The organism is Soonwooa purpurea, assembly GCF_053891095.1.
On the sequence record NZ_JBSSMA010000065.1, the window covers coordinates 1 to 1,128 of the forward strand.

General features: G+C 55.9%; 1 protein-coding gene and 2 pseudogenes. All 3 read left to right on the forward strand.

What is annotated here, in order from left to right; genetic code table 11:
• Nucleotides 1-115, forward strand: a pseudogene (locus tag ACVFVN_RS14740) (IS1595 family transposase); the annotation flags it as partial.
• A 71-nt stretch (nt 116-186) separates the two neighbouring features.
• Nucleotides 187-1,002, forward strand: coding sequence for a sulfonamide-resistant dihydropteroate synthase Sul2 (gene sul2, locus ACVFVN_RS14745; protein WP_001043260.1), 816 nt, complete (start codon nt 187-189; stop codon nt 1,000-1,002).
• A 1-nt stretch (nt 1,003) separates the two neighbouring features.
• Nucleotides 1,004-1,128 (forward strand): annotated as a pseudogene (locus ACVFVN_RS14750) (IS1595 family transposase); the annotation flags it as partial.

The window sequence follows — 1,128 nt, forward strand, 5'->3', positions numbered from 1 at the left end:
CAAAAGGAAATACTTACAGTTGTATCTCAACGAGTTTATTTACAAATTAAACAGACGGTATTTTGGAGACAAACTCTTTGACAGACTAGTAATTGCGAATATAACAGGTGCATAAACGGATAATCAGAATCTTTAAACATCCTAATTAACTACCTGCGGATTTTAGGTATTATTATAGAAGCCCCCATGAATAAATCGCTCATCATTTTCGGCATCGTCAACATAACCTCGGACAGTTTCTCCGATGGAGGCCGGTATCTGGCGCCAGACGCAGCCATTGCGCAGGCGCGTAAGCTGATGGCCGAGGGGGCAGATGTGATCGACCTCGGTCCGGCATCCAGCAATCCCGACGCCGCGCCTGTTTCGTCCGACACAGAAATCGCGCGTATCGCGCCGGTGCTGGACGCGCTCAAGGCAGATGGCATTCCCGTCTCGCTCGACAGTTATCAACCCGCGACGCAAGCCTATGCCTTGTCGCGTGGTGTGGCCTATCTCAATGATATTCGCGGTTTTCCAGACGCTGCGTTCTATCCGCAATTGGCGAAATCATCTGCCAAACTCGTCGTTATGCATTCGGTGCAAGACGGGCAGGCAGATCGGCGCGAGGCACCCGCTGGCGACATCATGGATCACATTGCGGCGTTCTTTGACGCGCGCATCGCGGCGCTGACGGGTGCCGGTATCAAACGCAACCGCCTTGTCCTTGATCCCGGCATGGGGTTTTTTCTGGGGGCTGCTCCCGAAACCTCGCTCTCGGTGCTGGCGCGGTTCGATGAATTGCGGCTGCGCTTCGATTTGCCGGTGCTTCTGTCTGTTTCGCGCAAATCCTTTCTGCGCGCGCTCACAGGCCGTGGTCCGGGGGATGTCGGGGCCGCGACACTCGCTGCAGAGCTTGCCGCCGCCGCAGGTGGAGCTGACTTCATCCGCACACACGAGCCGCGCCCCTTGCGCGACGGGCTGGCGGTATTGGCGGCGCTGAAAGAAACCGCAAGAATTCGTTAACTTTTCGGTGGCCAGTAAGGAAATCGAGCGAGGCAAGGGTACACGTGGCCGGGGAGCCGAGGGAAAGCAGAACGTTGCGGTGATGGCCGAAAGCACCCCGTTGGAAGATATCGAAACGGGCAAAAA

Excerpts from the sequence above, each read along its gene's own strand:
- sul2 (WP_001043260.1), top strand. The coding sequence starts at position 187 with ATGAATAAATCGCTCATCATTTTCGGCATCGTCAACATAACCTCGGAC.